Origin of the sequence: Salinisphaera orenii subsp. halophila YIM 95161 (assembly GCF_003732545.1) — a bacterium.
In the GTDB taxonomy this organism is placed as follows: Bacteria; Pseudomonadota; Gammaproteobacteria; order Nevskiales; family Salinisphaeraceae; genus Salinisphaera; species Salinisphaera orenii_A.
The window spans coordinates 1-25,455 of record NZ_AYKF01000099.1 but is presented as its reverse complement, the minus strand read 5'-3'; the positions used below and the strand labels follow the sequence as shown (position 1 = coordinate 25,455).

The 25,455-nt window shown below is 64.8% G+C and carries 31 protein-coding genes and 3 tRNA genes; 1 reads left to right on the top strand and 33 read right to left on the bottom strand.

Annotated elements, in window-relative coordinates; translation table 11 throughout:
• Positions 1 to 20: 20 nt before the first annotated feature.
• The 32 genes from galU to SAHL_RS12120 all read right to left on the bottom strand — a co-directional run bounded on the left by galU (position 21) and on the right by SAHL_RS12120 (position 23,611).
• Positions 21 to 932, bottom strand: a complete 912-nt coding sequence (gene galU, locus SAHL_RS12275; protein WP_123591707.1) for a UTP--glucose-1-phosphate uridylyltransferase GalU — start codon at positions 930 to 932, stop codon at positions 21 to 23.
• Between the two features lie 42 nt (positions 933 to 974).
• Complete coding sequence (locus tag SAHL_RS12270) at positions 975 to 1,859, bottom strand: MaoC/PaaZ C-terminal domain-containing protein (protein WP_123591706.1); 885 nt, start codon at positions 1,857 to 1,859, stop codon at positions 975 to 977.
• Between the two features lie 67 nt (positions 1,860 to 1,926).
• Positions 1,927 to 2,754 carry a c-type cytochrome biogenesis protein CcmI gene (ccmI, locus tag SAHL_RS12265; RefSeq protein ID WP_123591705.1) on the bottom strand — a complete coding sequence of 276 codons (828 nt, stop codon included), beginning with the start codon at positions 2,752 to 2,754 and terminating at the stop codon, positions 1,927 to 1,929.
• Positions 2,751 to 3,233: a cytochrome c-type biogenesis protein gene (locus SAHL_RS12260; protein ID WP_123591704.1), complete on the bottom strand. Its 483-nt coding sequence runs from the start codon at positions 3,231 to 3,233 to the stop codon at positions 2,751 to 2,753. The genes ccmI and SAHL_RS12260 overlap by 4 nt, the downstream gene beginning before the upstream one ends.
• A complete protein-coding gene (locus SAHL_RS12255) occupies positions 3,230 to 3,763 on the bottom strand; it encodes a DsbE family thiol:disulfide interchange protein (RefSeq protein WP_245968516.1) in 534 nt (177 codons plus the stop codon). Before SAHL_RS12255 ends, SAHL_RS12260 begins: the two co-directional genes overlap by 4 nt.
• Complete coding sequence (locus SAHL_RS12250) at positions 3,763 to 5,736, bottom strand: heme lyase CcmF/NrfE family subunit (RefSeq protein WP_123591702.1); 1,974 nt, start codon at positions 5,734 to 5,736, stop codon at positions 3,763 to 3,765. Before SAHL_RS12250 ends, SAHL_RS12255 begins: the two co-directional genes overlap by 1 nt.
• Complete coding sequence (ccmE, locus tag SAHL_RS12245) at positions 5,733 to 6,197, bottom strand: cytochrome c maturation protein CcmE (RefSeq protein WP_123591701.1); 465 nt, start codon at positions 6,195 to 6,197, stop codon at positions 5,733 to 5,735. The genes SAHL_RS12250 and ccmE overlap by 4 nt, the downstream gene beginning before the upstream one ends.
• Positions 6,190 to 6,351 (bottom strand): heme exporter protein CcmD, encoded by a 162-nt coding sequence (gene ccmD / locus SAHL_RS12240; RefSeq protein ID WP_123591700.1) that lies wholly within the window; start codon positions 6,349 to 6,351, stop codon positions 6,190 to 6,192. Before ccmD ends, ccmE begins: the two co-directional genes overlap by 8 nt.
• Entirely contained in the window at positions 6,348 to 7,103 is a 756-nt protein-coding gene (locus tag SAHL_RS12235; protein WP_245968514.1) for a heme ABC transporter permease, read from the bottom strand. The genes ccmD and SAHL_RS12235 overlap by 4 nt, the downstream gene beginning before the upstream one ends.
• A gap of 167 nt (positions 7,104 to 7,270) precedes the next feature.
• Positions 7,271 to 7,939, bottom strand: coding sequence for a heme exporter protein CcmB (gene ccmB, locus SAHL_RS12230; protein ID WP_123591699.1), 669 nt, complete (start codon positions 7,937 to 7,939; stop codon positions 7,271 to 7,273).
• Positions 7,933 to 8,562: a cytochrome c biogenesis heme-transporting ATPase CcmA gene (gene ccmA, locus SAHL_RS12225; RefSeq protein WP_123591698.1), complete on the bottom strand. Its 630-nt coding sequence runs from the start codon at positions 8,560 to 8,562 to the stop codon at positions 7,933 to 7,935. Before ccmA ends, ccmB begins: the two co-directional genes overlap by 7 nt.
• A 437-nt stretch (positions 8,563 to 8,999) precedes the next feature.
• Positions 9,000 to 9,317: a phage head closure protein gene (locus tag SAHL_RS12220; RefSeq protein WP_123591697.1), complete on the bottom strand. Its 318-nt coding sequence runs from the start codon at positions 9,315 to 9,317 to the stop codon at positions 9,000 to 9,002.
• Complete coding sequence (locus SAHL_RS12215; RefSeq protein ID WP_123591696.1) at positions 9,314 to 9,841, bottom strand: head-tail connector protein; 528 nt, start codon at positions 9,839 to 9,841, stop codon at positions 9,314 to 9,316. Before SAHL_RS12215 ends, SAHL_RS12220 begins: the two co-directional genes overlap by 4 nt.
• Entirely contained in the window at positions 9,810 to 10,973 is a 1,164-nt protein-coding gene (locus SAHL_RS12210) for a phage portal protein (protein ID WP_221177949.1), read from the bottom strand. The genes SAHL_RS12215 and SAHL_RS12210 overlap by 32 nt, the downstream gene beginning before the upstream one ends.
• A gap of 20 nt (positions 10,974 to 10,993) precedes the next feature.
• Complete coding sequence (locus SAHL_RS12205; protein WP_123591694.1) at positions 10,994 to 11,500, bottom strand: HK97 family phage prohead protease; 507 nt, start codon at positions 11,498 to 11,500, stop codon at positions 10,994 to 10,996.
• Positions 11,500 to 12,741 (bottom strand): phage major capsid protein, encoded by a 1,242-nt coding sequence (locus tag SAHL_RS12200; RefSeq protein WP_123591693.1) that lies wholly within the window; start codon positions 12,739 to 12,741, stop codon positions 11,500 to 11,502. The genes SAHL_RS12205 and SAHL_RS12200 overlap by 1 nt, the downstream gene beginning before the upstream one ends.
• Before the next feature lie 74 nt (positions 12,742 to 12,815).
• Positions 12,816 to 14,441, bottom strand: coding sequence for a terminase large subunit (locus tag SAHL_RS12195; RefSeq protein WP_123591692.1), 1,626 nt, complete (start codon positions 14,439 to 14,441; stop codon positions 12,816 to 12,818).
• Between the two features lie 112 nt (positions 14,442 to 14,553).
• Positions 14,554 to 14,844 carry an HNH endonuclease signature motif containing protein gene (locus tag SAHL_RS18420; RefSeq protein WP_123591691.1) on the bottom strand — a complete coding sequence of 97 codons (291 nt, stop codon included), beginning with the start codon at positions 14,842 to 14,844 and terminating at the stop codon, positions 14,554 to 14,556.
• Positions 14,844 to 15,932: a hypothetical protein gene (locus SAHL_RS12185; RefSeq protein WP_148045564.1), complete on the bottom strand. Its 1,089-nt coding sequence runs from the start codon at positions 15,930 to 15,932 to the stop codon at positions 14,844 to 14,846. The genes SAHL_RS18420 and SAHL_RS12185 overlap by 1 nt, the downstream gene beginning before the upstream one ends.
• 38 nt (positions 15,933 to 15,970) lie before the next feature.
• Positions 15,971 to 16,867, bottom strand: coding sequence for a hypothetical protein (locus tag SAHL_RS12180; protein WP_123591689.1), 897 nt, complete (start codon positions 16,865 to 16,867; stop codon positions 15,971 to 15,973).
• Positions 16,864 to 17,049 (bottom strand): hypothetical protein, encoded by a 186-nt coding sequence (locus tag SAHL_RS12175; protein WP_123591688.1) that lies wholly within the window; start codon positions 17,047 to 17,049, stop codon positions 16,864 to 16,866. Before SAHL_RS12175 ends, SAHL_RS12180 begins: the two co-directional genes overlap by 4 nt.
• The gene (locus SAHL_RS12170) at positions 17,046 to 17,252 is read right to left on the bottom strand and encodes a DNA-binding protein (RefSeq protein ID WP_123591687.1); all 207 of its coding nucleotides are present in this window, start codon (positions 17,250 to 17,252) and stop codon (positions 17,046 to 17,048) included. Before SAHL_RS12170 ends, SAHL_RS12175 begins: the two co-directional genes overlap by 4 nt.
• A 101-nt stretch (positions 17,253 to 17,353) precedes the next feature.
• Positions 17,354 to 17,788 (bottom strand): hypothetical protein, encoded by a 435-nt coding sequence (locus SAHL_RS12165; RefSeq protein ID WP_148045563.1) that lies wholly within the window; start codon positions 17,786 to 17,788, stop codon positions 17,354 to 17,356.
• Entirely contained in the window at positions 17,781 to 18,851 is a 1,071-nt protein-coding gene (locus tag SAHL_RS12160) for a tyrosine-type recombinase/integrase (protein ID WP_123591685.1), read from the bottom strand. The genes SAHL_RS12165 and SAHL_RS12160 overlap by 8 nt, the downstream gene beginning before the upstream one ends.
• An 89-nt stretch (positions 18,852 to 18,940) precedes the next feature.
• Positions 18,941 to 19,027: transfer RNA gene (locus SAHL_RS12155), tRNA-Leu, on the bottom strand.
• 64 nt (positions 19,028 to 19,091) lie between these two features.
• Positions 19,092 to 19,165: transfer RNA gene (locus tag SAHL_RS12150), tRNA-Cys, on the bottom strand.
• An 87-nt stretch (positions 19,166 to 19,252) separates the two neighbouring features.
• A tRNA-Gly gene (locus SAHL_RS12145) sits at positions 19,253 to 19,327 on the bottom strand.
• A 70-nt stretch (positions 19,328 to 19,397) separates the two neighbouring features.
• On the bottom strand, positions 19,398 to 19,949 hold the full coding sequence (gene pgsA, locus SAHL_RS12140; RefSeq protein ID WP_123591684.1) for a CDP-diacylglycerol--glycerol-3-phosphate 3-phosphatidyltransferase: 552 nt from the start codon (positions 19,947 to 19,949) through the stop codon (positions 19,398 to 19,400).
• Between the two features lie 33 nt (positions 19,950 to 19,982).
• Complete coding sequence (uvrC, locus tag SAHL_RS12135) at positions 19,983 to 21,809, bottom strand: excinuclease ABC subunit UvrC (RefSeq protein WP_123591683.1); 1,827 nt, start codon at positions 21,807 to 21,809, stop codon at positions 19,983 to 19,985.
• Positions 21,810 to 21,825: 16 nt separating this feature from the next.
• Positions 21,826 to 22,479, bottom strand: coding sequence for a uracil-DNA glycosylase (locus tag SAHL_RS12130; RefSeq protein WP_245968512.1), 654 nt, complete (start codon positions 22,477 to 22,479; stop codon positions 21,826 to 21,828).
• A 123-nt stretch (positions 22,480 to 22,602) separates the two neighbouring features.
• Complete coding sequence (gene rraA / locus SAHL_RS12125) at positions 22,603 to 23,082, bottom strand: ribonuclease E activity regulator RraA (protein WP_123591682.1); 480 nt, start codon at positions 23,080 to 23,082, stop codon at positions 22,603 to 22,605.
• A gap of 25 nt (positions 23,083 to 23,107) precedes the next feature.
• Positions 23,108 to 23,611: a disulfide bond formation protein B gene (locus SAHL_RS12120; protein ID WP_123591681.1), complete on the bottom strand. Its 504-nt coding sequence runs from the start codon at positions 23,609 to 23,611 to the stop codon at positions 23,108 to 23,110.
• 199 nt (positions 23,612 to 23,810) lie between these two features.
• Here SAHL_RS12120 and SAHL_RS12115 point away from each other — a divergent pair, with 199 nt between their 5' ends.
• Positions 23,811 to 24,941, top strand: coding sequence for an aldo/keto reductase (locus SAHL_RS12115; protein WP_123591680.1), 1,131 nt, complete (start codon positions 23,811 to 23,813; stop codon positions 24,939 to 24,941).
• Between the two features lie 146 nt (positions 24,942 to 25,087).
• Here SAHL_RS12115 and SAHL_RS12110 read toward each other — a convergent pair.
• On the bottom strand, positions 25,088 to 25,455 hold a 368-nt coding region (locus tag SAHL_RS12110; protein WP_123591679.1), incomplete at its 5' end, for a thiol-disulfide oxidoreductase DCC family protein.

The following is a 25,455-nucleotide window of genomic DNA, read 5'->3' as shown; positions in this document are numbered from 1 at the left end:
GGCCCGTCATGACTGAAACGTCAGCTTGTCGCCTTGACCGGGGTGTCGTCGTCATCGTCCCACGACCCTGTCAGCGTCTTGAGATAGTCGCGGAACTCATCGCCGATCTCGGGATGCTGCAGACCCATTTCGACGTTCGCCTTGAGATAACCGAACTTGCTGCCGCAGTCGTAGCGGGTCCCCTCGAATTCATAGGCGAGCACGGTCTGCTCGCTCATCAACGACTCGATGGCATCGGTGAGCTGGATCTCGCCGCCCGCGCCGGGCTTGGTCTTGTCCAGCAACCGGAAGATGCGCGGCGTCAGAATATAGCGGCCCACGACGGCGAGATTCGAGGGCGCCTGGTCGGGGTCGGGCTTCTCGACGATGCCACGGATCTCAGACAGCCCCGGGCCGATCGGCTCGACCTCGACGATGCCGTACTTGTAGGTCTCCTCCCAGGGCACGCGCTGGACCGCGATCACACTGGTGCCGTATTCCTGATACACCCGCTGCATCTGGGCCATGCAGGGCTGGAAACTGCCGGCGATCAGGTCATCGGCCAGAATCACGGCGAAATCCTGATCGCCGACGGCGGGAATCGCGCAACTGATGGCGTGGCCGAGGCCCATCTGCTCCGGCTGCCGGATGTAGACACAGCTGATCCCCGACGGAAGGACGTCACGAACCGCCTTGAGCAGCTCGGTCTTGCCCTTCTCCTCGAGCGTGGCCTCCAGCTCATAGTCCCGATCGAAATGGTCCATGATCGAGTTCTTGGTATGGCTGGTGATGAACACCATCTCTTCGGCGCCCGCGGCGATCGCCTCCTTGACCGCATACTGCACGAGCGGCTTGTCGACCACCGGCAGGATCTCCTTGGCACTGGCCTTGGTCGCCGGCAGGAATCGGGTGCCGAGACCGGCCACTGGAAATACCGCTTTGCGAATTCGCATATTCAGTCCTTTGGCGTCGCCGCCCTTTGATTCTCGAAGCGTCTAAAGATGGGAGACGCTGCCCAGCAGGTGCTGAACGTCGCCTGTCTGATCGACCAATGCAAAATCCAGACCGCTATCGGCATGCGCGTAGAGCAGGCGCGGTCGGCTGGGCAGGAACACCGGTTTGCGAAAGGCCACCGAGAGCCGATAGGCATCGCCGGACAGCTCCGGCGCCAGCTCGGCCGCCGCATGTGCCTTGAGCCACATGCCGGTCGCGATATGGCGCGGGAAGCCGAACACCTTGGCCGTGATCGGACTCAGATGAATCGGATTGTAATCGCCGGCAGCGCCCGCATAGCGGCGCCCGATGTTCTCCGGCACCTGCCAGTCGCTCTCCGTCGAAGGCTCGAAGCCGAGTGTCTCGGCGGCTTTCCGGGACGAGCTGCCCTCGCTCGATCGTTTCGTCTTGCGCCGGGAGAGCATGGTGCCCGTCTCGTCCCAGATGATATCGCCGGCCGTGTCCCGAACCCGCGTGATCAGGTCGAACTCGATGCCCTTGTCGACATCGCGGTGGCCACCGACCGCGACCTCGAGCTGGAGGGTTTCCTCCGCGTGGATCGCACGATACTGATTGATCACGTTGCGCACGTGAATCAGGCCGAGCAGTTTGAGCGGAAACCGGCGGTGCGTCATCACCGCCATGTGCATCGGGAAGGCGAGCACATGCGGATACGTCACCGGCAGATGCTCGGTGTGATCGAAACCGCAGACGCGGCGGTACCGCGCGAGCGCCTCGGCCCGGACCTCCATGCCCGGTAGCCGGGCCACGATGTTCGGAATCGTCTCGCCATCGGACAGCCCGCCGGACAACGTAACGGCCGCCCGCACGTAGGCGGGCACGACCGGCGGCAACTGATCGTAGTCGAGCCGGATGTCAGAGGTCATGGATGCGCGCGCCTGCCGGAAACGTCTGCCGCGACGTTAACCCCTTTGCCGTACCGAAACAATACAGTCAGCCGTCCTGGAGCTGCGGCTTGTCGCCGACCAGTTCGGCGCGACGGGTCTCCACCATGTCGCGGAACTCCGCGGGCGGCTCCTCGGCAAGCAGCCGATCCCAATAGGACACGGCCTGCGCGTCGTCGCCGCGCTCGGCCGCCGCCAGACCGAGGTACCAGAGCGCTTCCAGGCTGGCCGGGTCGAGCTCGAGCACCTGCCGATACAGGTCGTTCGCACGCCCCTGCAGGTCATCGGTGGCCTGCAGCCGCGCCCGGGCCTCCGCCGCCAGAAGCGCCGGTTGCGGCTGCGGCATGGCGGCGTTGAGGGCTCCATAATTCTCGGCCGCACCGGCGTAGTCGCCGGTCGATTCCTGGGCCCGTGCGAGCAGCGCGCGCGCCTCCAGGTCGTCGGGGGATTCGTCGATCCTTTGCTTCAGCTCGCCCATCATCGCGGGCAGATTGGGACGATCGTCGGTCTGCATGGCCCCCCAGTCGCCCCGCAGCCAGTAGCCGCCGGACGACAGGCCGACGACGAGGATCACCACCAGCAGCGTCAGGACCCAGGGGCGGCGGCGAACGGTCGCGTCCGGCGCAAGCGCCGGCGTCTCATCGAGGTCGGAGAGCAGCCGGGCGCCGAGTTCGTCCTTTTCGACCTCGGCCTCGCGACGACCGAGACGACCGGCGGCGACCTCTCTCTCGATCTCGGCGTAGCGCTGATGATAGATCGTGATGTTGGCGTCGCGACGACGATGCGCGGCGGGTCGGCCGGCCCGCCAGAGCGGCAGCAGCACGAACACCAGACTCGCGGCCGCCAGCAGGGCCGCGAACACGAGAAATTCGGTCATGAACGATCCTTGTCGGTGTCGTCGGGCCCGGCTTCGTGCGATTTCAGAACCCGTGCGAGTCGTTCCCGGTCCAGCGGCGGCCGCGGCTCGGGCGCACGATAGCGCCCGCGCATCACGGCGATCACGAACACCAGACCGACGAACAACAGTACGAACGGCCCCAGCCAGAGCACCCAGGTGGACCAGGAGAACGGCGGATCATAGAGCACCCATTCGCCGTAGCGTTCGACCAGATAGGCCTTGATCTCGTCGTCACTGCGACCTTCGGCGAGCTGACGCGCCACGATCCCGCGCAGGTCCTTGGCCAGCGGCGCATCGGACTCCGCGATGCTGCGATTCTGACAGATCACGCAGCGCAGTTCGGCATTGAGTTCGTGATAGCGCTCGAGCTGAGCGTCGTTGAGATCGGCGGTCTGTGCGAACGCGGTCGGCAGCGCGGACCATACGAGCAGCAGCAGTAGCGACAGCGCATGTCTCATGACGCCTGCTTGAGCTGTCTGAGTTTCGGAATGAGCGTGTCGTTCATTTCCTCGCGCGTGATCGCGCCGACGACCTTGTATCGGATCGTGCCGTCCCGGTCGACCACGAACGTCTCCGGCACGGCCGCCACGCCCCAGTCGATGCCGACCTCGCCGGCGGGATCGAAGGCGACCACCGCGAACGGATTGCCGTAGCGGCCGAGCCAGCGCAGGGCGCCCTCGCGGGTGTCCTTGTAGTTGAGCCCGATCACGGGTACGCCCGTCCGCCGCGAGATTTCGGTAATCAGTTCGTGCTCGGCCCGACAGGCCACGCACCAGCTCGCCCAGACGTTGACCAGCGTGATGTTGCCCTGGAAGGCGGCGTCGGTGATCCGCTCCTGATCCGAGTCCAGCGTCGGCACGTCGAACGAGGGCGCAGGCTTGTCGATGAACGCCGACGGGAGCTCGCTCGGGTTACGCGTGAGGCCGTAGCCCAGCATCACGATGAGGGCGAACACGACGACGACCGGCACGATCAGACGCCAGCGCATCAGGCCTCCGCCGTGGCGACACGCGCCCGGGTATCCGCGGTCACCGTCTTGGCGGCGCGTTCACGGCGACGGTAGCGCTTGTCGCTCAGGGCGATGAGACCGCCCAGCGCGGACAGGAAGCCACCGGCCCAGATCCAGCGCACGAACGGTCGATGATAGATGCGCACGCTCCAGGCCTCGCCCGAAAGCGGCTCGCCCAGTGAGACATACAGGTCACGGAAGATACCCGCGTCGATGCCGGACTCGGTCATGGTCTGGCCGCTGGCGTTGTAGCGGCGCTTCTCGGGAAACAGTTCGGCGATCTGCTCGCCGTCCTCGCGAACGATGAAATCGCCGATCTCGGAGACGAAGTTGGGCCCTTCCACGTGCCGGGTGCCCTTGAAGGTGAAGTCGTAGCCGGCGAGCGACGCCTGTTCGCCGGGCGCCAGCCGCACGTCGTGTTCGGCGCCGAACGCGGTGACCAGGCTCACGCCGATGACGAATACACCCACACCGGCGTGCGCGAGCGCCATCCCGACGACGGCTCGCGGCAGCTTGACGCGCCGACCGCGCATGCGACGGAGGACATCCTCGAACGCGGTCGCGATCGCCCAGCCGCCGAGCACGCAGCCGGCCGCGGCCACGACGCCGTTGGTACCCAGTGCCAGCCAGGGCAGCAGCACTCCGAGCGCGATGGCCACGAGCAACGGGGCCCACAGCCGCGAACGCAGCACTTCCGCACGCGTGCGCTTCCAGGCCATCACCGCCGCGACGCCCACGAGCACCACCAGCGGCACGGTCAACGGAATGAACACCTTGTTGAAGTACGGCGGGCCCACCGAAATCCGGCCCATGCCCATGGCGTCGGCAAGGATCGGATAGAGCGTGCCGAGCAGCACGCCGGCCGCGGCCACCACGAGAAAGATGTTGTTGAGCAGCAGCAGCCCTTCCCGGGACAGCGCCGCCACGGGCTCGGTGCCGGCGTCAAATCGCGGCGCGCGAATGGCGTAGAGCAGCAGCGAACCGCCGACCACGACCGCGAAGAACGCGAGAATATAGACGCCGCGCGTCGGGTCGGTCGCGAACGCATGCACCGATATGAGCACGCCCGAACGCACGAGGAAGGTCCCCAGCAGCGACAGGGCGAAGGCCGTGATCGCGAGCAGCACGGTCCAGCTCTTGAAGATGCCGCGTTTCTCGGTGACCGCGAGCGAATGGATCAGGGCGGTGCCCACGAGCCACGGCATGAACGAGGCATTTTCAACCGGGTCCCAGAACCACCAGCCGCCCCAGCCCAGTTCGTTGTAGGCCCACCAGCTGCCCAGCGTCACGCCCACGGTCAGAAACACCCAGGCCGCCGTCGTCCAGGGCCGCGTCCAGCGGGTCCAGGCGCTGTCCACGCGGCCGGTGATGAGCGCGGTGATCGCGAATGCGAACGCCACACAGAAGCCGACATAGCCCATGTAGAGCATGGGCGGATGGATCACGAGACCGGGATCCTGCAGCAGCGGATTCAGATCGCGCCCCTCCGCCGGCGCCGGGAACTCCCGCGCGAACGGGTTGGAGGTGAACAGCGTGAACACCAGAAAGCCCACGCTGACCGCGCCCATCACCGCCAGCACGCAGCTGGCGACCTCGCGCGGCAGGCTGCGGCTGGCCGCCGCCACGGCCAGACTCCAGGAGGCCAGCAGCGTCATCCAGAGCAGCAGCGAGCCCTCGTGCGCACCCCAGACCGCCGCCAGCCGATAGAACCACGGCAGTTCGGTATTCGAATTCTGGGCCACGTAGGTCACGCTGAAGTCGTTGGCGTAGAACGCGAACGACAGCGCCACGAACGCCACGGCCAGCATCACGAACTGACCGATGGCGGCCGGCGCGGCCACGGCGAGGCAGTCGGCACGATTGCGGGCGATGCCGTAGAGCGGCAGCACGCTCTGCACCAGCGCCAGCCCCAGTGCCAGAAACAGCGCGAAATGGCCGATCTCGGGAATCATCGTTGCGCCTGCATGTTGGTGGGCATGCAGCTCACGCCCTGATCATCCTGCATGGCTTCGGCGACGTCCGGTGACATATAGTTCTCGTCATGCTTGGCCAGCACCTCGTCGGCAACGAAATCGCCGCCGGGCTCGAGCTGTCCGTAGGCCACGATGCCCTGCCCCTCGCGGAACAGATCGGGCAGCGTACCCTTGAACCGCACCGGCACGCTGGCATCGCAATCCGACAGTGTGAAGCGCACGACCAGATCGTCACTGTTGCGCTCCACCGAATTCTCCTCGACCAGACCGCCGATACGAAAACGTGTGTCGGTCGGCACCTGGCCGGAGGCGATCTCGCTGGGCTGATAGAAATACAGCAGATTCTCGCTGAAGGCGGTCAATGCCAGCGACACGGCCGCGGCCAGCCCCACGAACAGGCCGCCCACCAGCAGCAATCGGCGACGTCGGGTCCTAGTCATCGAATTCCTCGTTGCGTATCCGCCGCTTGAGCCTGCGGTGCGCGACCAGCGGTACGATCACGTTGGCCAGCAGCACGACGGCGGCGATGCCGTAGCTGCTCCACACGAAGGCGCCGTATCCGCCCATGGCCCAGAACGCCTGCCAGGAGGTCATCGCGAATTCTCCAGCATGCGGCCGACCCAGCGACTACGCCGTTCCCGCCAGAGCAGTTGCACGCGCATGCCCCAGAGCGTGAGCCAGCCGAAGATCAGCGTGAAGCCGAGTGCCGCCGACAACAGCGGCCAGAGCATGTCCAGATCCATCGCCGGCCGGTCGAAGCGGGTGATGGTCGGCCCTTGATGGAGCGTATTCCACCACTCCACCGAGTAGTGGATGATCGGTACGTTGATCACCCCGACGACCGACAGCAGCGCACAGGCCCGCGCCGCGGTGCGCGGCGACTCGATGGCGTTATGAAGCGCGATCACGCCCAGATAGAGAAACAGCAGGATCAGCTCGGAGGTCAGGCGCGCATCCCATACCCACCAGGTGCCCCACATCGGTTTGCCCCAGATCGAGCCGGTCGCCAGCGCCAGGAACGTGAAGCTCGCCCCGATGGGCGCGGCCGCCACGATATAGATCTCGGCCAGTTTGAGCCGCCACACCAGCGCGACCACGCCGGCGACGGCCATCGAGGTGTAGCCGAACATCGACAGCCAGGCGCTGGGCACGTGGATGTAGATGATGCGAAAGGCGTCCCCCTGCTGGTAGTCGGCTGGTGCGAGCACGAGCCCCGCATAGACTCCCCAGGCCGCCAGCAGCACGCCCGGAACGGCGAGCGCGCGCGCGATCGGCACGCTCACGCCGTAGAAGTACGGCAGTGAACCGAAGCGATGAAACCAGCGCATGAAAGCGGATTTGGCCATGGCGCCGTCAGCCCTCGCGCCGGGCGCGCTCGGGGGCGCCTTGTCGGATCGTTCTCGTCATACGCTCGACACGGCGTGCCGTGATCTCCTCGTCTCGCGGCGGGCGCGGCCCGCGGGCGCAAACGCGCACCCAGTGGCTACTGACAACGCAAACAGGCACTTGATCCCTATTCCAGACTGATTTTCAGTGCCGCCGCGATCGCCCAGGGCGCCGCGGTCACACCGAGCGCGAGCAGCGCGCCCAGCAGATAGAGCGCGCCGGCCGCCGGCAAGCCCGCGATCACGGCCTGCATCGCGCCCGCGCCGAAGATCAGCACCGGCACGTAAAGCGGGAAGATCAGCAGACTCAACAGCAGGCCCGCGCGCGGCAGGCTCAGCGTCAGCGCCGTACCGATGCCGCCCACGAGCCCCAGTGTCGGCGTGCCCAGCAGCAAGCTCAGCATGATAACGCCTACCGCATGGGCCGGCACCCCCAGCAGCAGCACCAACAGCGGCGACGCCACCACGAATATCAGCCCGCTGGCGAGCCAGTAGGCCGTGACCTTGGCCAGCGCGATCACGGCCAGCGGCTCCGGAGAGAGCAGATACTGCTCGAGCGTGCCGTCCTCGTAATCCGGCCGGAACAGCCGTTGCAGCGACAAAAGCGCCGCCAGCAGCACCGCCATCCATATCAGCGCCGGCGACACGGCCACGAGTATCGCGCCTTCCGCCCGGGTGCCCAGCGGAAACAGAGCCACCACCAGCACGAAGAACAGCAGGTGATGCACGAGCACGCCGCGCTGGCGAAACGCCAGCAGCAGATCGCGCCGCAGTACCGCCCAGAAGACCCCTAGCATGCCGGCAGCGTGACCTCGCGGAGGGTGACCGCCGGCAGATCCAGTCGCTCGTGGGTGGTGAACAGGGCGAGACCGCCGCCGCGCACATGGGCGGCGATGCGGTCGCACAGCACCGCGCGCGCATCCACGTCCAGCGCCGAGGCCGGCTCGTCGAGCAGCCACAACGGTGCATCCGTCAGCCACAGCCGGGCCAGCGACACGCGTCGGCGCTGACCGGCCGACAGCCGCTCGCAGCTGCGATGCGCGATCCGTTTCAGGCCGAGGTCGGCGAGTATCGAGCGGATCTGCACCTCACTCGCCGGGCGCCCCGCGACGCGCATCAACAGATCGAGATTCTCCACCGGCGTCAACGCGCCGTTGAGCGCATTGTCATGGCTGATGAAGCAGAGGCGTTCGTGGAGCGTGGCGGGCTCACCGTCGGCGCCGGCCGGCTCCTGCCAGCGGATCGTGCCCTCGAGTGGCCGGTACAGTCCGGCGACGGTGCGCAACAGGGTCGTCTTGCCACTGCCGTTCTCCCCCAGGACCCGGGCGACCTCGCCTTCGCAAAGCGTCAGATCGAGACGGGCGAACAACGCCTTCTCGCCGCGACCGCAGGACAGATTGTCGATCTCGAGTCGCGGCATGGGCGGATGTGGTCGGCTGGCAGGCGTGGCGCGCTGATGGTGCCCGGAGCCGGACTCGAACCGGCACGGCCTTGCGGCCAAGGGATTTTAAGTCCGGATTTACGGGCATTGAGAACTATTGAAAGCTATTGTAAACAGCAACTTATAGCTTTCGTCTTATTGGCTCTTAACGGCTTTTCTTGGCTCTGTTGTCCCATGAGTGTCCCACGGGACACGCGGACAACGCCCTGAAGTACCGTGTTTGAGTGACAATAGGATACCAATAAAAAGCCCGCCAGCGCGAAGCGTGACGGGCGCTCACCACGCGCGAGGAGTCCGGCCCGATGCCGGTTTTGCGCTGCGAGTCGTCGGGGTTGCTTGCATGAGACGGTGACTATCCGACTAAGACCGTCGCCACGTTTCCGGCTATGCCGGCCCTCGCGGCCAGGGTAGAAAATCTAGCTCTTAGCCGTCGCCGTGATCCATAACTCATCATCCCGGCGGCGGGTATCGTCCACGTCGTAGATATCGAACGTCTTGTCGCGCCACTGAATGCGGTGCGACGGGGTAATGCCGGGTTGAAAGCGGGTCTTGAACTTAACGGTTACCTTGGCCTGCGTTCGCGCCGCGACAAAGCTCTCCTCGCCTTTTTGATGAATGATCTTCGCCCGTAGTGTTGCGAACGGTGCCCATTCCTCATAGTAGCCGCCACCGCCGTCGCGAATGATCGTCTTAGCCTCGACGGTAATGCGTTCGGTCAGTTCGCCCGCTCTCATACCGCAACCTGCCGATACGGCCACAGCAGCATGTCGGACAGGCGCGCGAGGGTGTCGTCGTACTGCTCGACGTGCCGATCGAACAAGCGCTCGATCATAACCAGCATCGCCTGTCGGATCGGTTCGGGCGTCATGGAAACGCCGGCCTCATAGGTGACGCGGACCACGCCGGGGAAACGCGCCGTACGCGGCCAGTGATTCAGCGGTGCCAGGCGCGCGCCAGACTGGCGATACAGGGATGGGTCGAGTGTCTCTTGCAGGCCCTCGGGATCGGTGTATTCGATCTCAGTCACGCTCACCACGGGCGGGCGCGGTAGCCCGATCTCGTCGGGGAAATAGTCGAGCGCGAGCGCCAGCGTCTGCCGGCCAATGGATCGGCCCAGGTAGCGTTCGGCCTGTTTGCGTGCGGCCTGAATCAGCGCGGCGAGGCGGGTGTCGTGCGCATCGGTGTCGATTCTGAGATGGTCTTTCACCTCTTCCAGCAACAGCGGTTCAGACTGTGGCGGTGTCGTGATTTCGAGCATCGTTCACTTCCAGTTGATCGCCGTCGCGGCGCGGCTCGTAACCCTCGATCTCGCGGACTTCGTTGGCGGTCAGGATGCCGCTATCGACCGCGATCTTGTGGCTGTTCCAGCGCTGCTCAGGATCGCCGCGCAGAAAGCCGGACAGATCGAACTGAAACTCGCGGGTGGCGCGGCTGCGCTCGCTGAATACGCTGCGCACAATCTGCGCCTCGATCTTGCGCAACCAGGGCGTCAGGGTGTGCATGGCGAACCAGCGCCCGGCGGTTTCGGAGTTGGTGAACGTGCCGTGGCTTAGATCGCCGATGATCGGCGGCGGGACGCTGTAGACGCGCGCGATTTCCTCGACGGTGAAGCGCCGGGACGCCAGCAGCTCGGCATCTTCGGGCGATACCGATACCGGCTTGAAGTGCAGCCCTTGGTCGAGAATCATCGCCTTTCGAGCGTTGGCCGAACCGCTGTATGCCTTGGCGAACTGGCTTTTCAGACTTTGCAGTTGTTCGTTGTTGATCTTGCCGTCGGCCTCGATAACGCCGCTGGGCGTGGCCTGATTCGCGAACATGGACTCGGCGTATTCCTGCACCTGAAGGCCCGCGCCGATGACGCTACGCGCCCGCTGGAGCCGGCTGCGCCCGATCTTGCCGTCGTCGGTGCGATCGGTGAGATGCAGCACCTCGTCTTGCAGCAGGCGCCGATAGCCGTATCCGTCGTGCACGTCGAACGCCAGGCGGCCCGACGGCAATACCTGAACGCTCACGTCTTCCCACGGGATCGGGATCAACGAATTAACCCGCCCCATCGAATCCGGCATGATTTGGGCCAGCCCGTTACCGCGCAGCAGGGTTTGCGCGACGATCCATTCCATGAAGTCGGGCCAGCTCTGGCGCGGGTTCGGCCCGAGATGAATCAGGCGCATGACGGGATGCTGTGCGTCCACCTCGCGGCCGCTATCGCCCCGGCGGTAGACATACGCGGGCAGGCTGGCGATCGCGCTGCTAATGGCCTGTGTGCAGGCCAGAACGGTCGATAGATTTTCGGCTTGGCGTGCCGCGTAGACGTTCAGACCCCGATCTTGCTTGACCGCATCCCATGACGGATCGGCCTCGCGGGTTTCCGGGTCGAAACGGTCGGCCATGCGTCGCAGTAGGCCCATAGCTAGATCGTCCTTAGATAGCGCTGCAAACCTGCCAGGCGCGGCCGTGCGGCCCGTGCGTCGATGCTTGTGCCGGCATACGCGGGCCATGCGTTCACGACGCTGATCTCGCGCAGATCGACGGCTCGAAGCTCGCGCCGCTCGCCGGTCCAATGTTCATCGGTGACGTTGAAGCCGAAAGACATGCCGCCCAGGTCGCCGCGTTCGGCCATCGTCAGCACGTCGCGGCCGGCGGCGGTGTCGGGTACGTCGATCTCGAACTGCAAGCCGCGTGCATCCTCGACCAGCTTCAAGGTGCCGGTCTTGGTACGCCCCAGCACGCGCGTCGCATCATGATCGACCAGCGCGAGAATATCTCGACCGGTAGACAGACTGTCGCTAAAGGCCCCGGCCCGGATCGACTCACTAAATGAGCCGATGCGGGCTTCGGTGCCGAACGTCGCCGCGTAGCCGGACAGGGTGCGCCCCTGCGCCCGGTACTCAGTGACGGTGCGGGTCTCGATGGTCATTAAACCGCGCCCGTGCCCAGATCGTTGGCGATGATGAATGCCTCGGCGTGCCGGATCGCGGTGTCGAGCGTGGACATAACGCGCACTTTGACCGCGCCGCGTGCGTAGGCGTCGGATTCGTAGGGATTGACCAGCAGATCGGCTTCGGACCAAACGCCGAGCAACATCTGACTCCAGTCGCCGAGAATCACGTTCGCCAGCCCTTCGCCGGCCTCGGGAACCTGATTCGTGCTGGTCGCGCCGATACCGGCCAGCGTGCCGCCGGTCAGCAGATACTCGCCGGTCTGTGCGGTTTTTTCCGTGCCGGCCAGCACGGCCTTGGCCGCCGGGCTCATCAGCCAGCTATTCGGGTTGACGTTGGCCTCCTCGCCGAGTTGGATCATGGCGAGTACTTCCTGAAAGCTCGGTGTCGCCAGGCTGCCCGACTGCGTGCCCGATGCGCTCAGAACGCCGGTCGGCTCATTGGTGCCCCCGCCGTTGATGATCGCGGCGTCGATGATCTTGGCGAGCATGAAGCCCAGGTCATCGCGAACCAGCGTCTCGATGTCAGGCGAGGATTGCAGCAGCAGATTGCGCGACATTTCCGACATGCCGCCGGCGGTCTTCGGGCTCAAGGTGACGCTGCCGAACGTCATATCTGCGCTGGGTACGGGCGAATCCTCGGCAACCCATCCGGCGGTCGTGCCCGACTTGAACTTCGGGATCTCAACATCGCCCTGAAGACCGGACATGATGCGAACGCCCATGCGCCGCGCCACCAGATTGTTGCGCAGCGCGCCGATGTACTGGCTGCCCATGTGATCGGTGCCGACCAGCTCGCCGGCATTGCCCGTCGTGGTCGTGCGAGTCTCGAACTTCGCCATCGGGATGAACAAGCCTTGAGCCGTTCGGCCGCTGCGCCGTTCGGCCTCGCGGGAGTATTCCAGCTCCGCGCCGTCTGCGCCGCCCTGCATCTGGCCGCGAATCGCCTTCACGATCGACACACGTTCGGCGAGCTGCGCGTAGTCGCGGGATTCAGGCCCGGTGACGGTCGCGCCACTCATCCGGCGTTCGGCGTCGTCCAGCGCGGCCTGTCGCTCGATCGCTTTCTCGATGCGTTCGTTGTCGGCGCGCAGTTCATCGAACTTGTCGGCCTGTTCGGTGCTCAGGTCGCCGTTGTCGCCGGCGGGCTTGTCGGACAAGGCGCGCATGGCCTCGACGGTATGGGCGCGCTGTTCGCGCAGATCGCGGATATTGGGCATGGTCTTTCTCGTCGTGTGTATGTACGTACAATTGCAATGTTATCACGTAGCATATGCGAGCGCGAGAGTAAACCTCATATTTCCAGCACTAGATCGCGGTCGAAGTCATATTCCTGTGCCGGCTGCATTTTCGCGGCCAGACCGACCGCCATCGCAAGCGCTACTGCGCCGTCTACCTTGTCGCGGCTTTTCGATTTCGTGATCTTGCGGTTGCCGGAGGGGTCTTCGTCGATTGCGATGTTGCTCATATTCCAGGCCAGGCATGGGTTGCCGTCGTGAATCAGGGTTCGTTGCAATACGGCCCGCTCCAAGGCACTGACAGCCGGTGACATATCCTTGAAGCCCTGCCCAAACTCGACCAGCGGCAATCCGTCGATGCCCTCCTCGTCGAGAATCCGGTTCAGCTCGTCGAAGCCCCAGCGATCGAAGGCGAGGCCGGTTAGATCGAAGTCTTGCGCAATCTGGCCGATGCGTAGCGCCACAGCCCGCTTGTCGATCGCCCGCTCGCCGGCGGCCTCGATCAAGCCTTGCCGCTGCCAGGTGCGATACGGTACGCGGTCGGTCTCCTCGCGCACGTCCATCCGTTCGCCGGGTGCCCAGAAATACGGGACCACAGCGCCGCTGTCGGGGAAGTACAGCACCAGGGCGGTCAGGTCGCGGGTTGCGGACAGATCGAGCCCTGCGACGCACTGACGGCCCTTGAGCGCTTCGACAACGATCTCGTCGCGGCATCCATCCCAATCGGCGGCGGCGATGAAGCGGTGATCGGCTTCGACGGGTTGGTTCAGATACAGCGCCCTGAATGATGATTCACGCGCCGGGATGTGCTGCGCCTGTCGGGCGGCGACGCGCATTTCCTCCAATGATCGGAAGTCGCCCAGCGCCGGGTTGCAGGCGTGCCAGACGTTCTCATCCAGCCAGTCGGCATCATCCGGCGCGGCATAGATCGTGGCGTGAAAGGTCGGATCGTCCACGCTGCCGTCGAGCACCTTGCGGCCGTAGGCCACCAACTCCGACAGAACGTGATTCGGGTCGGGCGATTGCGTACTGATCGTCACGAACAACGGTTCGGCACGGGCGGCCGTACTGGTCGCCAGCACGTCATAGAGATTGCGGTTCGGTGCCTGCGCCAGTTCGTCATAAATAACGAATGATGCGTTCAGACCATGTTTCGTTCGCGCATCCGCCGAGAGCGCCCGGTAGGTCGAGCCGCTCACGTCATCCTCGATCAGCTTGTTGAAGCTACGGATATTGCAGCGGTCGGTCAGCTCCGGGTGTCGCTCGATCATGGCGCGCATTTCCTCGAAGATGATCGCGGCCTGCTCGCGGTCGGCGGCGGCGGAGATAATCTGGCCTCGGCTTTCGGCCTCTGGTCCGCATAGATGCGCCAGGGCGAGCGCGGCGCATACTTGGGTCTTCCCGTTCTTTCTCGGCAGTGTAATTAGAGCCGAGCGCTTGATACGGCGGTTGTCGTCGTCGGTGGCATAGATGCTGCGCACGATCTCGCGCTGCCAGTCGCGCAAGCGCATACGCTCGCCTGCCAGCACGCCCGCCGTGATCGGCAACTGCTCGACGAAACGAATCACCGCTTCGGCCCGGTCGATGCCATCCTCGCGCCAGTCGGCGGCGTCGGTCAGATCGACAAATTGACTCGGGTCACGCTCGGCGGCGCCCGATGCGCCCGGTCCTCGTCGTCCCATGTTGGGCTCCTAAAACTTAGCCTTGGCTAAACTAACTATAAAAATAGGTGGACGGGCGATACTCAGCCACCAGCCCTGAGCGATTTTATTTCGCATATTCAGCATGTTACGCCTACCACCACTCGCTTGAGCCGAACGGCCGGCCCGTCGCCGGGTCGATAGTCGGTCGGGCGCGGCCCTCGTCTTCGGCGGTCTTGATGCTGTGGCACGACGTACACAACGAGGCCAGCGCGTCCAGCGTCGGGAATGGATCGCCCCCGGCGCTGATCGCGACACGATGGTCAACGGCCTTGGCGGGCTTCACTCGATCGCGTGCTCGGCATCGTTCACACAACGGTTCGTCGCTTAGCTTGAGCCGGCGTAGGCGTTGCCATTGCTGTGTGTTGTACGGCCAGGCGGCCATCAGTGCGCCGCGCCTGCTACAAGCCGGTACTGGCTGGCCTGCCCATCCTTTCGCGTGCCTCGCTGTATAAGCTCGATTACTTCGTCGGCCATCAAGGCGCGCAGCATGTTCGCGGCGTTGGTGTAGTGGATGCCTAGCAGGTCGCCGGTTGTCCGCGCACTAATGAAGAAAGGCTCATTTCCAGCATGATGTTGAAGCCGTTGGCATATCTTCACCAGGCGCAGTGACTTCGGCCCGTAGTCATCTGGCACGCCATCGGGTAGCAGATCGTCGTCAACGCCCTTGAGTAGCTCGGCCAGCAGCTCACCTTCGGGACAGCGCACGGCATCCCATCCACGAATGAAGTCGCCCCACGATTCGGTGAAGTCTTGCGTGCCGATTGTTGGCAACGCGAGCCTGTGCCAGTCCTTGATGATGCCGCGAAGATCGGCTCGGCTCGCATCAGGAACTTGTGCTTTCAGGTGGCGTGCGAGCGCAAACAGGTATTTGTTTCGAGTGCCGACCGTTGGCGGTAAAAACCGTTTTAGAGCTTCATCGCCAATGGGCACAACGCCACCCCTGACTTGAGTCTCTTGTGCTTCCTGAGTTTCTTGAGTCTCTTGTGTGCTCTGTGTAGCGGTAGCTCTTTTTAGCGAGGCCGACAGTTCATGCAGCGAGTGCAGCTCTTTGAAGCGCCCGGCGTTGATGACGTTTCCGGTAACGCTCATATATCGCGCCGAGTTGTATATCTCGACGCTGATACCGTCGTGGATGCCTTGCTTCCGGGGCAGCTCGCCATCGAACAAGCCCCAGCCGTGTAGTCCGTTGCCGGACGGGCTGGCCTCGATGTACCGACAGCCGGTGTCGTGCAGCAGGTCGATAGCCTGCTCGCGGGTATCGCCGTCGATGTCGATGACAGCCAGACCGTCGCCATCCAGAGCAAAGCCGACGCCCGCATCACGCTGTGGCTTGTAGGCGGCGCGTGTGGCGTCGAACGAGGCCCAGGTCGCAGGGTCGGTGCTCTTGGCCCGCCGGCGCGGCTCATCGGCCTGATACGGCACCTTGCCCTTCTTCTCCCGTCGCCATAAAAGCCAGTTGGCACGCGCCATCAGCTCGGGCGGCATCTAATCGAAGTGCATCGGACGATTCATACCAGCCCGCGATCAAGACGGCAGGCAAGATCGTCGAGAAAACGCGATTCTTCGATTTCAGCAACTTTCGTTGCGTGCAGCGCGCCTTGCGGCAGAAACTGCTCGACGGCATCGCGCAGCATGTCGCGCATGATGTATGCGGGCAGGGCCTCCGCTTCGACGGTCTCCTTGAGATGCAGGACGCGCTTGTCCGATTTCTTCCTTGGTTTGGTCGGCAAGTCGTATTCAGCAATCTGATCTTCGTTGATCGCGATGCGGTGAAAATTCAGATCGACCTCATCACCAACATGCAGCCGCAGTTCGGTCTCGATGGATTTGTCGATGGTGACGCCGGCCGGATCGAAGTCGCCGATGTAAATGATTTCCGCCGGCCGGCCGCGTGCATCATCCCTGATGAACTGCGCGGCCTCGTGAGCGAATGACAGGCTCGTGAATCCGCCCGCCGGGTAGAGACTGACGGCTAGTTCGCGGCATGTGTTTTCGATCACGCCCGCGATTGATCGCGATTCACACCACACTTCGACGTAATGATCGGCGTGCATCCACAGATCGCCGCGATACAGCCCTTTGACCGACCGGACAAAGTCGGCGGTGTCGCGGTACGTGTAGGTGAAGTGTCCGCGCCGCGTCGAGTCCGTGATCCAGCCATACGGCAATGTGCCGGCGCGTCGCATCTTGGTCATGCGATCTTGAACATGGTTATACCCACGCTCTGACTTCTCGACCGGCTCATCTAGCCTCGGGTCAGTCATCCGGTAAAACACGTGACGTACCGATTGTGGATGGTCATCCTTCAGCACGTCATATATCTGTTTTTCTAGTTGCTCGACCTGCGCCTTGGTGCGCCGTTTGCGTTTTACCGGGCGGGCCTGATTAATCGCTGATACGCTCACGACTGCACCTCGTCGTCGAAGTCGGTCGCCTGGAACACGTGGTAGCCGTCGCCCAGCTCGGCGCTAACCTGTTTCGCGAGCAGGTATTCGCCATACGGCCCGGATACGTACCGTTTCGGCAGTACGCGGCCGTCGTCGGCGTGCTCGACCTCGGCGACCATGTAGAAGGTGCGGCCGATCACGCCGCGCCCTCGCGATTCTGGCGAGCAACCCAAACTCCGAAAAATCTGTCAGGGTCGAGATAAACGCGCCGGCCAACACGTAAGATAACCCCGGCATCGTCCATGCCGTTGTTGGCAGAGTTGAATATCCACCAGCGGATTTGTCCTTCGGTGAATGGCGTGCCGTTAGCGAATTGCGCAACGGTCTGTAGATTGCGTCCCATAACTTTGCCTCACTGTTTCGGCCCTTATTGGCCGTGCAAGACAAAGATTGCGGAAAGCTAGAAAATGCCTCTAGGAAGTAATTCTAAGAATTACTTGGGAACTATTCGGCCGGTTTTCTTGGCATCTCGAAAAACTCAAGGAAGGATCGGGCGTCAGCGCCCTTCTTTTTAATCGCCTCACGGATTGCTTCAACGGAAACGTCGTGTTTCTCGGCAAGGTTCTCGTTCGCCGCGTTGTCGCTCATCCCTTTCCGCGCTTTGAGTAATTCATGCTCGATTGCGACGTTAAACGGATTCAGTTTGTACGCAGGGCGTCCGCGTTTGCGTTTTGGCTTGTCCGATACGTTGTCAGCCCACGCGCGGAGTATGGCGGCCGCAACCTCGCCCGCCAACTTCGGGTCGTCCAACATATCGAGTGAATCGCCACGATCCAGCACGTCGGCGATTTTTCGCACGTACTCGCGCTGTGACTGAACTATCTTCGCGTGCTTTTCTTCGTCGCGCGTTGTGCAATCGAGCGTGATGTGTTTACTCATCATCCGCGCCCAGCCTGACCCCGCGCTCCAGCACGCCGCGCGTGTGCTCGCCTGTAAGGTGCGTATAGCGCCGCGCCATGACCAGGGTGCGGTGCCCTAGCGCCTCGGCGACTTCGGCCAGTGTCGCGCCGTTCATGGTCAGATAAGAGCCGACGCTGTGGCGCAGATCATGGAACCGGAAGTCGGGCAGCCCGGCCTTTTCCCGAACGCGCTGCCAAGCGGTGTGCAGCGTCGCGGGGGCGTTGTCACGCTGGCCCTTGAATACCCAGCCCTCGCCGGTCGGGTCGGCGTCATATTGCGCCTGCATGGCGCTCTGCGCGTCTCCGACAATCGGCACGGTGCGGGCGTCGCCGTTCTTGGTCGCGGCGAGCTTGAACGTCCAGTCGTCCAGGTCCACGTCGCGCCATTGCAGGTAGCGGATATTCGAGTAGCGACAGCCGGTCGCCAGCGCGAGCATGACGGCGGTATAGATGTTCGGATCGTGATCGTCGCGACAGGCGCGCAGCAGCGTCCGCCGCTCGGCATCCGACAGGCAGCGGCCGGCACTCGTGTTCTCGGCGCGCTTTGTGACGCTCAAGACGGGGTTGGATTGCAGCCAGCCCTGTTCGCGCCAGGCCCACTTGCAGACCGCCGACAGCGCGGCCAGATAGCGGTTTTGCGTCGGGCCGCTGATTGGCTCGCCGCGCTTGTTCTTTCGTTTCGCGAGGTCGGCGCGGAAGCTCGCAATAGTCTGCGGGGTCAGCTTGTCGAGCGTGACGTGTCCCGCGTTGTCCCGCCACCAGCCGAGCATGGCGGTCTGTTTGGTCGCGTCTTTGTTGTGGGTCTTATACGGCAGGTAATCGGATTTGTAGGCGTCGATAACCTCGGCAAGCGTGCGCCGGCGGTCTGCCGTTGTGGGGACGTATGCGCCGTGCCCTAGATCGGTTTCGGTTTTGGACGCCCAGAGCTTCGCGTCCGTCTTGCGCTTGAACGTGCGAGACCGCTGCTTCTCGCCTTGCACTCGCACCTTGGCCTGATAACTCACTGTCCCGTCGCGGGACACGCGCCGTGTGATCGTTGCCACTTACTGTCACCTGTTGGCTATTGTTGTCCCATGAGTGTCCCACGGCCAACAACGTTCAACAAGCTAAATTTCGTAAGTTACTGATTTTATGGTGCCCGGAGCCGGACTCGAACCGGCACGGCCTTGCGGCCAAGGGATTTTAAGTCCCATGCGTCTACCCATTTCGCCATCCGGGCGCGAGCGCCGGATTCTAGCAGTTCATCCGACCGCGACGGGGCACTGCGGGACGAGCAACGGGGATGGAGGCCAGGCCCGGAATCGAACCGAGGTACGCGGCTTTGCAGGCCGCTGCATCACCACTCTGCCACCTGGCCGGCGACGGTCCGGCGGCTTGCGCGCAGCGGCCGGACCCCGATAAAGAAAAACCCCGACCGTTCGGCCGAGGTTTCGGCTTGTTCAGTTGGAGCGGGAAACGAGATTCGAACTCGCGACCCCAACCTTGGCAAGGTTGTGCTCTACCACTGAGCTATTCCCGCTCATCGAGAGTGCGTATTGTAGGCACAGCGCGATGGGTGTCAACCCATTTTCCACGCTGGTATTGATCGATTATCGCTCCATGCTCAGACGCGGCCAGGCCTGGCGCAGATACTCGATCATGGAGCAGATCGTCAGCGCGGCGGAGATCACCAGCAACACGACGCCGACGCCGTAGACGATCCCCTGCTCGGTCAGCTGGAACAGCATGCAGAAGATCGCGGCCATCTGGATCGCGGTCTTGTATTTGCCCAGCGAACCGACCGCCACCACGCCGCGTTCGCCGAGTTCGGCCATCCATTCGCGCAGCGCCGACACGGTCAGTTCGCGCCCGACGGTGACCGCGGCGGGCAACGCCACGTAATAGTGCGGATCTCGATACACCAGGATGACCAGCACGGCGCACACGATGAGTTTGTCCGCCACCGGGTCGAGGAACGCGCCGAAGGCGGACGTCTGGTTCCAGCGCCGGGCCAGATGGCCGTCCAGCCAGTCCGTCGCCAGGGCGACACCGAACAGGATCGCCGCGGCGATGTTGAACCCGGACATGGGTACGAACATCAGCCCGACGACGAACGGGATCAGCACGAGCCGGAAGAGCGTCAGCCAGATCGGGAGGTTCAAGAGCGTCTCCTCGGGGCCCGTAACGACCCTGCGTCAGGCCGTGTCGTGAAAATGATCGTAGATACGCTGGGCCATTCTCGCACTGATCCCGTCCACGCGTGCGAGTTCCGCCACACCGGCCCGCGCAACCTGCCGCGGGCCGCCGAATGTCTGCAGCAGTTTCTTGCGGCGCTTCGGTCCCAGGCCCTCCACGTCATCGAGCATCGAGCCGCTGCGCGCCTTGCCCCGCTGGCCGCGGTGCGCGGCGATCGCGAAACGATGCGCCTCGTCACGGATCTGCTGGATGAGATGCAGTGCCGGAGAGTCCGCCGGCAGTATAAGAGGGGCGTTGTCGCCCGGCAAAAACAGCTGTTCCAGACCGGGCTTGCGCGTCGCCCCCTTGGCGACGCCGAGCAGCTGCACGCCCTCGATTCCGAGCTCTGCCAGCGTCTCCCGGGCCACGGCGAGCTGCCCTTTACCGCCGTCGATCAGCAGCAGATCCGGCAACGGCGCCTCGCCGCTCCTGACCCGCTTGAAGCGTCGCGTCAGTGCCTGCCGCATCGCCGCATAGTCGTCGCCGGGCTCGATGCCGTCGATGTTGAAGCGCCGATAGGCGGACTTGTTCGGCGCCCCGCCCTCGAAGACCACGCAGGAGGCCACGGCCCGTTCGCCGCGCGTATGGCTGATGTCGAAGCAGGCCATCTGCATGGGCGGTGTTTCCAGCCCGAGGGCGTCGGCCAGGGCCGCAAGACGCTTCTCCACGCCCGCGCGGCTCGCCAGCTGCGCGGACAGCGTCTGCTCGAGCGTCGCGCGCGTGTTGTCCAGCCAGCGGCGGCGCTCGCCGCGCACCCGGGGCTTGAACGCGACCTTGCGGCCGGCGCGCTGCGACAGGCTTTCGGCGAGCCAGGCATCGTCGCTCGGCAAGGGGTCGATCAGCAGTTCCGGCGGCGGTCGCCGGTCGAGATAATACTGGCTGACGAAGGCGGCCATCATGTCCGCCACCTCGGTTCCGGCCGGCGCGTTCGGGAAGAAGCTGCGGTGGCCCAGATTGATGCCGCCGCGCACCGTAACCACGACGACCGCCGCCACGCCGCCGTCGATGGCCGCACAGAGGATGTCGAAATCGCCCTGCCCGCCGACCGTCTGGCTCTGGGACTGCAGTCGGCGCAGCGCCGCGATCTTCTCGCGCAGATGGGCGGCGGTCTCGAAATCGAGCGCCGCGCTCGCGGCCTCCATGTCACCGACCAGCCGATCGATCAGCTTTTCGTTGCGCCCTTGCAGCAGCTCGACCGCATCCCGCACATCCCGGGCATAGTCTTCCTGGCTGATGTAGCCGACACAGGGCGCGGTACAGCGCTTGATCTGATACTGCAGACACGGCCGCGTGCGATTCTCGAAGAAGCTGTCGCGGCAGTTGCGCAGCTTGAACAGCCGCATGAGCGTGTCCTGCGTCTGGCGCACGGCACCGGAACTGGGGAACGGCCCGAAGTAGTGCCCTTCGCGCTTCTGTGCGCCGCGATGATAGACCACCCGCGGAAAATCGTTGTCGCCGGTGATCAGCAGATAGGGATAGCTCTTGTCGTCCCTGAGATAGACGTTGTAGCGCGGTCGATGCCGCTTGATCAGCGTCGACTCCAGCAGCAGCGCCTCGTCCTCGGTATGCGTGATGGTGACCTCGATATCGGCCACCTGATCGAGCATCGACTCGGTCTTGGCGTTGCCGGAGGCGCGGAGAAAATAGCTGGAAACGCGCTTCTTGAGGTTCTTCGCCTTGCCGACGTAGAGCACGGTGCCCTCGGCGTCGTACATGCGATACACGCCGGGCCGCTGGGTCAGCTGGCGCACATAGCGATTGGGGTCGAAACCGGTGTCCGTGGTCATGCGTGCATGATGGCGTCTATCGATCCGCGGGCAAGCCCTGTCCGTCGACCAGTTGCCGTGCCCGCGCGAACACGGCCGCGAACATCGCCGGCGTGAGTCGGCCGGTATTCGTGTTGTAGCGGCTGCAATGATAGGAGTCGAGCAGTACGCGTTCACCCGGCAGCGAGTGTTCGGCGGCATGGCCGAAGGGATGACTCGCCTGGCGCAGCTCCAGCGCCCGGATCACCGCCTTGTGTGCCAGACCGCCAAGCGCGAGCAGCACCCGCGGGCGCCGCATCTCCGCGGCCAGAAAGTGGTTGCACTGATTGATCTCGGCCGCGACCGGGCGATTGCCCGGCGGCAGACACCGCACCGCGTTGGTCAGCCGACAGTCGCGCAGCGTCAGGCCGTCGCCGGGCCCGCGCGAGCACGGCGCCGACGCGAAGCCATGCGCGTGCAAAGCCGGGTACAACAGATCGCCGGCGCCATCGCCGGTGAACGGCCGTCCGCTCGCATTCGCACCGTGCAGACCCGGTGCGAGGCCGACGATCAGCAGTGCCGCGTCCCCCGGGCCGAAGCCGGGCACGGGCGCGGCATGGTGGTCCGGGTGGTCCCGACGCACGCGCTCGCGCAACGCCACCAGCCGCGGGCAGCGGCCGCAGTCCGACGGCGGCTCGGGCGGCGCCCCCAAGGTCACACGGCGGCGGGCTGCGGCCCGACCGTGCCCCGAGGCCGGCGCGCGATGGCCTTCGCCCTCACTGCAACTAACCGTCCTGTGCGGCTGATTTGACGGAAACGCCGGCCATCGAATCGTTCAGAGCGAGAGCTCCGATTCGGACACGACCACGCCGTCCAGATCGGCGTAGATCCAGTCGCCGGGCATGAAGGACACGCCGGCGAATCGTATCGGCGCGTCGCGCTCGCCCTGATTCTTCTTGTACGACTTCTTCGGGTGCGCGTTCAGCGCCTTCACCGCCACGCCCATCTGCGAAATATCGGCGGAATCGCGGATGCAGCCATAGACCAGGATACCCGCCCATTCGTTGTCGATCGCCAGCTGCGCGAGGTTGTCGCCGAGCAGCGCACAGCGCTCGGAGCCGCCGCCGTCGACGACCAGCACCCGGCCCTCCCCGGGCTCCTCGAGGGCGGCGCGCACGAGCGAATTGTCCTCGAAGCACTTGATGGTGCTGACCGGGCCGGCGAAGTCCAGCGCGCCGCCGAAGTCGGTGAAGATCGGGTCGAGGATCTGCAGCTTGTCGCTGAACTCGTCGCAGAGATCGGTTACGGGCGTCATGGTCAGAGTCTCCTAAAATCGCGAATCAGTCGTCGTGGCCGCGTCGCGTGCCGAGGCCGAACACGCCGGCCAGCGTCCACAGCGACAGCACGAGAAAACACAGCAGGGTCCAGGCCGGCAGACTGACGCCCAGGAAGGCACCCTCGACCGTCGCGCAGCTGGCATCACCGCGCAGGATCGTGGCGAGCACCTCCGTGAGGGGCATCACATCGACCAGGTAGTCGAGCCCGGGCCCGCAGGCTGGCACCTGATCGGCCGGCAGATGCAGCAGCCATACGTGTCGCGCCGCGATCGCCGCGCCGGCCAGAGCCGACAGCGTCGCGAGCACCGCATATACGCGGTGCCCCAGCGGGCCCGGCCCATGCAGCAGACCAATCAGGCAGAACACCGCCACGCCGGCCATCGTCACGCGCTGGAAGATGCACAGCGGGCACGGTTCCAGACCCAGCGCATATTCGAGATAGTAGGCAAAAGCCAGAGCCAGCGCCGGCAGCGCGAAGCCGACGAGGAAGAATCCGCGTGTCGTCATGCGCGGATCATCCCATAGCCTCCGGGCACCCACAACGCACGGAGCCGCGAAGAGCGCCACACGGGCCGGTGAATGCAGCGGCGCGGCTTGACCGCCCGCCGGCCTCTCGGCAGACCGGCGCGCTGTTTTGCCGGCCTGGCTTCGGCATCGGTATGGCCATCCACGTTAGATTGATGTCTTCACCTTACCGAGACCCGTCATGATCGATCGCCGTCGTTTTCTACAGAACGCCGCCATTGCGGCGGCCGCGACCGTCAGCGCGCCTCTTCTTGCGGCCCGCCGCAGCGACGACAGCGGATCGGGCGCCGCATACGAACCCGACACCCTGCCGGCCAATCCCGAGGATGCCGCGCGCTACCGGCCGCCCTACAAGCTCGGCGCCGGCACCACCCAGCTGGGCAACATCTTTAAGGTCACGCCCGACGCCCAGGCCGAAGCCATGCTCGACGCCCAATGGCAGGCGGGCGTGCGCTATTTCGACACCTCACCCTGGTACGGGCTGGGCCTGAGCGAGCGCCGGCTCGGGCATTTTCTCGACGACAAGAACCCGGACGACTACGTGCTCTCGACCAAGGTCGGCCGCCTGCTCATCCCCGACGCCTCGGTGGATTCGGTCGGCAACTGGAAGGGCGATCTCAACTTCGACTACCGCTACGACTACACCGCCGCCGGCGTGCGCCGCTCGGTCGAGGACAGCCTGCAGCGTCTGGGCGTGCCGAAGATCGATATCGTCTATATCCACGATCTCGCGCCCAGCAACACCGACTTCGACGACTGGCGCGAGCAGCTCCAGATCGCCATCGACGGCGCCATGCCGGAGCTCACCCGCATGCGCGAGGAAGGCATGATCAAGGCCTGGGGCATGGGCGTGAACGATATCGAACCGGCGCTGGCCGCCCTCGACGCGGCCGACCCGGACGTGATCCTGCAGGCCACCGAATACTCGCTGGTCAAGCACGAGGACGCGCTCGATCGCCTGTTCCCGCGCGTGCGCGAGAACAACGCCTCGGTGGTGATCGGCGCGCCCTACAACGCCGGCTTTCTTGCCGGCGTCGACCGCTGGCATTACGGCGGCGAGATGCCCGACGGCGTGATCGACAAGCGCGAGCGCCTGCGCGCCGTCGCCAAGGCGCACGACGTGGACCTGCGCACCGCGGCGCTGCAGTTCACGGCCGCGCCGGACGTCGTGAGCGCGACCATTCCGGGCGCGCGCAACGCCGAGCAGGCGCACGAGAACGCGGCCTCCATGCGGGCGTCGATTCCCGCAGCGTTCTGGGATGAACTCAAGAGCGAAGGCCTGATCGCCGAGAGCGCGCCGACACCGAGCTGAGCCGCGCTGCCCGGCCCCGGTGCTGCGCCTGGCGCGGGTCGCGCTGTAGCGAGCAGCCGCGACGCGCTCGGCCCACGCGCGTTTCCCCGAGCCGGCGCGGAGGCGTCATCGAACACGCGAACGGTGAGCGCACCGCTCGGCGCGTCTCAGTGCCGGCCGTCGTCGCCCAGGAACCGCCCCGGATGATCCGGCGGCGGCGAGACACAGCAGGCGTGGCGCCCGAACAGCCGATATCGGCGGCGCGCGATCCGGTCGTAGATCCAGTCCCGCAGCGGCCGCGGCACCACGCGGAGCATCACCAGTGCCTTCCACGGCCAGCCGAGGCCGGCCACGACCCGCAGGAATGCCTCGCTCTTGCCATAGACCGTGCGCGCCTCGACGACCAGCAGCGTATCGAAGGTTGTGGTCGGCAGGCCGAAATGTCGCAGGACCGCCTGCCCCGCATCCGACTGCATCGGCGCCAGCCTGAACCGACGATCACCGTCGTGCCGGATGATGAACCGAGCCCAGCTGT

Coding starts and splice junctions, on each gene's coding strand:
- SAHL_RS12165 (WP_148045563.1), bottom strand. CDS start 17,788: ATGAGTAAACACATCACGCTCGATTGCACAACGCGCGACGAAGAAAAG.
- SAHL_RS12215 (WP_123591696.1), bottom strand. CDS start 9,841: ATGCTCGAAATCACGACACCGCCACAGTCTGAACCGCTGTTGCTGGAA.
- ccmA (WP_123591698.1), bottom strand. CDS start 8,562: ATGCCGCGACTCGAGATCGACAATCTGTCCTGCGGTCGCGGCGAGAAG.
- SAHL_RS12250 (WP_123591702.1), bottom strand. CDS start 5,736: ATGATTCCCGAGATCGGCCATTTCGCGCTGTTTCTGGCACTGGGGCTG.
- SAHL_RS12120 (WP_123591681.1), bottom strand. CDS start 23,611: ATGACGACACGCGGATTCTTCCTCGTCGGCTTCGCGCTGCCGGCGCTG.
- SAHL_RS12185 (WP_148045564.1), bottom strand. CDS start 15,932: ATGGCGCGTGCCAACTGGCTTTTATGGCGACGGGAGAAGAAGGGCAAG.
- ccmE (WP_123591701.1), bottom strand. CDS start 6,197: ATGACTAGGACCCGACGTCGCCGATTGCTGCTGGTGGGCGGCCTGTTC.
- SAHL_RS12200 (WP_123591693.1), bottom strand. CDS start 12,741: ATGCCCAATATCCGCGATCTGCGCGAACAGCGCGCCCATACCGTCGAG.
- SAHL_RS12235 (WP_245968514.1), bottom strand. CDS start 7,103: ATGGCCAAATCCGCTTTCATGCGCTGGTTTCATCGCTTCGGTTCACTG.
- SAHL_RS12270 (WP_123591706.1), bottom strand. CDS start 1,859: ATGACCTCTGACATCCGGCTCGACTACGATCAGTTGCCGCCGGTCGTG.
- SAHL_RS12220 (WP_123591697.1), bottom strand. CDS start 9,317: ATGAGAGCGGGCGAACTGACCGAACGCATTACCGTCGAGGCTAAGACG.
- SAHL_RS12170 (WP_123591687.1), bottom strand. CDS start 17,252: ATGGGACGCAATCTACAGACCGTTGCGCAATTCGCTAACGGCACGCCA.
- ccmD (WP_123591700.1), bottom strand. CDS start 6,351: ATGACCTCCTGGCAGGCGTTCTGGGCCATGGGCGGATACGGCGCCTTC.
- SAHL_RS12210 (WP_221177949.1), bottom strand. CDS start 10,973: ATGGCCGACCGTTTCGACCCGGAAACCCGCGAGGCCGATCCGTCATGG.
- SAHL_RS12205 (WP_123591694.1), bottom strand. CDS start 11,500: ATGACCATCGAGACCCGCACCGTCACTGAGTACCGGGCGCAGGGGCGC.
- uvrC (WP_123591683.1), bottom strand. CDS start 21,809: ATGACCACGGACACCGGTTTCGACCCCAATCGCTATGTGCGCCAGCTG.
- SAHL_RS12255 (WP_245968516.1), bottom strand. CDS start 3,763: ATGCGCTGGCGTCTGATCGTGCCGGTCGTCGTCGTGTTCGCCCTCATC.
- SAHL_RS18420 (WP_123591691.1), bottom strand. CDS start 14,844: ATGGCCGCCTGGCCGTACAACACACAGCAATGGCAACGCCTACGCCGG.
- SAHL_RS12260 (WP_123591704.1), bottom strand. CDS start 3,233: ATGAGACATGCGCTGTCGCTACTGCTGCTGCTCGTATGGTCCGCGCTG.
- galU (WP_123591707.1), bottom strand. CDS start 932: ATGCGAATTCGCAAAGCGGTATTTCCAGTGGCCGGTCTCGGCACCCGA.
- ccmI (WP_123591705.1), bottom strand. CDS start 2,754: ATGACCGAATTTCTCGTGTTCGCGGCCCTGCTGGCGGCCGCGAGTCTG.
- ccmB (WP_123591699.1), bottom strand. CDS start 7,939: ATGCTAGGGGTCTTCTGGGCGGTACTGCGGCGCGATCTGCTGCTGGCG.
- SAHL_RS12115 (WP_123591680.1), top strand. CDS start 23,811: ATGATCGATCGCCGTCGTTTTCTACAGAACGCCGCCATTGCGGCGGCC.
- SAHL_RS12195 (WP_123591692.1), bottom strand. CDS start 14,441: ATGGGACGACGAGGACCGGGCGCATCGGGCGCCGCCGAGCGTGACCCG.
- rraA (WP_123591682.1), bottom strand. CDS start 23,082: ATGACGCCCGTAACCGATCTCTGCGACGAGTTCAGCGACAAGCTGCAG.